The sequence below is a fragment of the Acidovorax delafieldii 2AN genome (assembly GCF_000175235.1).
GTDB classification, from domain to species: domain Bacteria; phylum Pseudomonadota; class Gammaproteobacteria; order Burkholderiales; family Burkholderiaceae_C; genus Acidovorax; species Acidovorax delafieldii_B.
In genome coordinates, this window is the sequence record NZ_ACQT01000263.1 from 1 (window position 1) to 4809 (window position 4809).

Sequence of the window (4809 nt, forward strand, 5' to 3'; positions counted from 1 at the left end):
TCTGCGCCGCATCGATGGCGTGGACGTGCCTGCCCGCCAGTCCCTGCAGGTGCGCACCGCGCAGGCCACGCAGGACATGCCCCACCTGCGCCGCCTGCTGGCCGAAAACCTGGCCCGCACGGCCCTGGCGGCCCCCGCCAACCAGATCACGCTGCAGGCGCTGGAAACCGCTCCCCAGCCCCAACGCAGCGCCAGCCTGTTGCCTTCGGACGCCGATGTGGACGCAGGTACGGGGCAGGGGAGGCGCTGCACCAGATGCTCGAGCGGCTGTCGGCACGGCTGGGCGCGCAACAGGTGCAGGGCCCCGTTCCGCAGGCCGACCATCGCCCCGAATGCATGCAGCAGTGGCGGCCCGCGGCCGAGGTGCTGTCTGTCTCGGCCGCATCTGGCGCCGCACCGCCCCAGCATCCTCCGGGCCATGTCGCCCTGTGGCCGACCTGGCTGGTGAAGCCGCCGCGCCCTCTGGCCGTGCAGGGCCACCGTCCCTGCTGCCAGGGCCGGCTGCGGTTGCTGGCCGGACCGCAGCGGCTCGAAGCAGGCTGGTGGCCGGATGCGGGGGAAGAGGAGGGGGCTCAAGAGGGTGCGGGCGGCGCGGATGCGCCCCAGAGCCCGGCCGTGGCCACGGCTGCGCTGCGCGATTATTTCGTGGCCCATAACGATGCCGTGGGCTTGGTCTGGGTGTTCCGCGAGCGGCTGGGGCGGGGTGCAACGCGGCAAGACCGGTGGTTTCTGCAAGGCTTCTATGGCTGAGCTGCCTGCATTGCGTGCGCAGTGGACGCTGTGCGCCTTCACGGACCGTACCGCATCTGCGGCAGATGCCGCAAATGCCTTAAACGCCGTAGATGCCGCCATTGCCGCACGCGCTGGGGGGTCCGCCCGCAGCCGGGCCAGGTCGGGTTGGGCCCAGGCGCCGGATTGAAAGGTGCCCTCCATGTCTGGCGCGCCCGCCTCCGCTCCGCATTTGCCCGGCTATGCCGAGCTGCACTGCCTGTCCAGCTTCAGCTTTCAGCGTGGGGCATCGCAGCCGCAGGAACTGGTGGCGCGTGCAGCGGCCCTGGGCTACCAAGCGCTGGCGCTGACCGACGAGTGTTCGGTGGCCGGGGTGGTGCGGGCCCATGAGGCGGCGCGGGATGTCGATCTGCGCCTCATCCTGGGCAGCGAGTTCGCGTGGGGCGACCTGCGCCTGGTGGCCCTGGCACGGCACCTGGAAGGCTGGGGCAACCTGTGCGAATTCATCACCGCCGCGCGCCGCGATGCGCCCAAGGGCCAGTACCGCCTGCACGAAGGTACCGATTTTTCTTTGCTGCAGGGCTGCGAACTGCTGCTTATCCCGAGGCGGGAACGCTTTGGTGCTTCTGATTTTGTAGCTATCAGCGCTTGCCTTGAAAGCGCTGCAGGCCAGTTGGATATCAAAATCCGGCCGCACCTCTGGCTGGCGGTGGAGTTGCACCAGGGGGCTGACGACAGCCTGTGGCTGGCCACGCTGCAGCGCGTGGGTGCGGCCCTGCAGCTGCCCCTGGTGGCGGCGGGCGATGTGCACATGCATGCACGCTCGCGCAAGCCGCTGCAGGACGTGCTCACTGCCGTGCAGCGGGGGTGCAGCGTGTCCGAATGTGGCTTTGCGCTGCAGTTCAATGCCGAGCGCCATTTGCGCCCTCGCCTGCGTCTGGCCAGTATTTATCCGCCCTGGCTGCTGGCCGCCACGCTCACGGTGGCGGCGCGCTGCACCTTCAACCTCGACGAAATCCGCTACCGCTATCCGCTCGAGACCGTGCCCCCCGGCATGACGGCCCGCGAGGCCCTGGCCTGGCATGCCTGGGAAGGGGCACGGGGCCGCTATCCAGCGGGGGTGCCCGAGAAGGTGCAGGCCCAGATCGTGCGCGAACTCGAGTTGATTGCCCAGTGCGGCTACGAGATGTATTTCCTCACCGTGCACGACATCGTGCGCTATGCCCGCAGCCAGGGCATCCTGTGCCAGGGACGGGGCTCGGCGGCCAACTCGGTGGTGTGCTTTTGTCTGGGGATCACGGCGGTTGATCCCGAGCAGTCGCACCTGCTGTTCGAGCGCTTCATCAGCAAGGAGCGCCGCGAGCCGCCCGACATCGACGTGGATTTCGAGCACGACCGGCGCGAAGAGGTCATCCAGTACATCTACTCCAAGTACGGCCGCGAGCGCGCCGCCATTGCCGCCGTGGTCACCACCTACCGCACCCGCAGCGCCCTGCGCGATGTGGGCAAGGCGCTGGGCGTGGCGCCGGTGCTGATCGACGCCTTCGCCAAAGACCACCAGTGGTTCGACGATGCGTTCCCGGCCGATCGCCTGCGGCAGATGGCGCAGGCACTGGGCGTGCCGCTGTCGGCGCGGCAGGCCGCGTTCTGGCTGGACCTGGCGGGGCAGCTCAAGGGGTTTCCGCGCCACCTGAGCCAGCATGTGGGCGGCTTCGTGCTGACCGAGGGCAAGCTCACGCGGCTGGTGCCCGTCGAGCCGGCCAGCATGGAGGGCCGCTCGGTCATTCAGTGGGACAAGGACGACCTCGACGCCATGGGCCTGCTGAAGGTGGACGTGCTGGCCCTGGGCATGCTGAGCGCGCTGCGCCGCTGTCTGGATCTGCGCAGTGCGTTGCGCGGCGAGCAGTGGGAGCTGGCCGACATTCCGCGCGAGGACGCGGCCACCTACGACATGGTCTGCGCCGCCGACACCGTGGGGGTGTTCCAGATCGAGAGCCGCGCGCAGATGAGCATGCTGCCGCGGCTGCAGCCGCGCGTGTTCTACGACCTGGTGGTCGAGGTGGCCATCGTGCGCCCAGGCCCCATCCAGGGCGGCATGGTGCACCCCTACCTGCAGGCCCGCGAGCGGCGGCGGCGCGGCCAGCCGCTGGTGCTTGAGAAAGAGGAACTGGGCGCGGCACTTGAGCGCACGCTGGGCATTCCCATCTTCCAGGAGCAGGTGATGCAGATCGCCATGATCGCTGCCCGCTTCAGCGCCGCCGAGGCCGATGCACTGCGCCGCTCCATGGCGGCCTGGAAGCGCACGGGGGGCGTGCACCATTTCGAGGAACGCCTGGTCGAAGGCATGGTTGCCAACGGCTACGAGCGGGGTTTTGCCGAGCGCATCTTTCAGCAGATGCTGGGCTTTGGCGAATACGGCTTTCCCGAGAGCCACGCCCACAGCTTTGCGTTGCTTGCCTATGACAGCAGCTGGCTCAAGCGGCACGAGCCCGCCTGCTTTCTGGCCGCGCTGCTCAACTCGCAGCCCATGGGCTTTTATCCGCCCGCGCAATTGGTGCAGGACGCGCGGCGCCATGGCGTGCGCGTGCTGCCCATCGACGTAACGGCCAGCGACTGGGACTGCACCATCGAAGGCCCGCTGGCCCCTATTGCTGGCGTGGCCCAGCCCCAGCCCGCCGTGCGCTTGGGCCTGCGGCTGGTGAGCGGTCTGGGCGCTGCCGCCGGAGTGCGGGTTGTGCAGGCGCGCCAGGCATTGCGCGAAACCGCAGGCGTTGACGGAAGCGTTGGCGATGGCAGAGGCAGAGGCGATGATGCGGGCGTGCGCACTGGTGGGGCCGCCGCCCCTGCTGCCGTCTTTGCCAGCACCGAAGACCTGGCCTTGCGCGCGCAGCTCAGCCAGCACGATCTGCGGGCGCTGGCGGCTGCAGACGCACTGGCTAGCCTGTCGGGCCACCGCCGCCAGCAGATGTGGGATGCCGCCGCGCAGCACACCGCTCCGGCCCTGTGGCGTGAGGTGCCCGTGCACGAAGCGCCCCTTGCGCTGCCTGCGGCACCTGAAGGCGAAGAGATCGTCTTCGACTACGCCGCCACGGGCCTCACCCTGCGCCGCCACCCGCTGGCCCTGCTGCGCGAGCGGCTCACCCGCTGGCGCCTGCGGACCGCGCTGCAGCTGCAGGGCGTGCCCCACGGCCAAAAAGTGCGGGCCTGCGGCATCGTCACCGTACGCCAGCGCCCTGGCACGGCCAAGGGCACGATGTTCGTCACGCTGGAAGACGAGACCGGCCCCGTCAACGTCATTGTCTGGCCCGCGCTGGTGGAGCCGTGGCGCCATGCACTCCTGGGGGCGCGCCTGCTGGCGGTGGAGGGGGTGTGGCAGTGCAGCGTCCCGGCCACGCCCGGCGCGCCCGCCGTGCGGCACCTGGTGGCCCAGCGCTTCAAGGACCTCACCGCGCTGTTGGGCCCGCGCATGGCGGCGGCACTGCAGGGCAGCCGCGATTTCCACTGACACAGCCGCTGCCAGGCTGGCAGGGGGCCAATGCGTAAGTCAGAGCCAAGCTCAGACGCGGACAGACCAGCCTCTTTTAGCATCCATAGTGCGTAAAGCGCAGATGTAGAAAGCGCAGTAAGCTATTGAAACTGTAGCGTTTCGGTGGACCTTGGCTGCTTCATGAGCCATGAGCTTTACGAGGTGCGAGGTGCGCAACGGCCCCGTGATCCCGACCTGCGCTGCCACCCCACTGGACGAGATGCCCTCCGCAAGGCCGAAGCGCCGCGTCCCGCGAGCGAGCGCGCCACGCGCCGTGCTGCGCGCGTGGCGAAGTCCCGCAAGGGAATGCCTTTCTCGGCGACGGCAGGGCCGCTTTCACTGCGGCCTCAGCGTGCCGGCTCGGGTGCTGGCGTGGGAGCCGTTGCGGGAGCGGATAGAGGCATGGCTGCTGCTGCTGGGGGCGTGCGTGGATTGGGGGAGCGGCGTTCCGTTTGACCTGGGTGACTTGGGCGCCCGGCCTTCACTGGCTGCGTGGCCTGCTTGAGCAGCGGGGCGCATTGGGTGTCGTCGTCTGCGCCGGGCACGGTGATGGG

General features: G+C 69.3%; 3 protein-coding genes. 2 read left to right on the top strand and 1 reads right to left on the bottom strand.

Annotated features, from left to right (window positions below):
- On the bottom strand, nt 1-184 hold a 184-nt coding region (locus tag ACDELDRAFT_RS25855), incomplete at its 3' end, for a hypothetical protein (protein ID WP_232504811.1).
- 71 nt (nt 185-255) lie between these two features.
- On the opposite strand from ACDELDRAFT_RS25855, the gene ACDELDRAFT_RS19235 reads away from it, so the two are divergent.
- The gene (locus ACDELDRAFT_RS19235) at nt 256-750 is read left to right on the top strand and encodes a hypothetical protein (RefSeq protein WP_005799702.1); all 495 of its coding nucleotides are present in this window, start codon (nt 256-258) and stop codon (nt 748-750) included.
- A 181-nt stretch (nt 751-931) separates the two neighbouring features.
- Nucleotides 932-4234, top strand: a complete 3303-nt coding sequence (locus ACDELDRAFT_RS19240) for an error-prone DNA polymerase (RefSeq protein WP_005799703.1) — start codon at nt 932-934, stop codon at nt 4232-4234.
- Nucleotides 4235-4809: the final 575 nt, after the last annotated feature.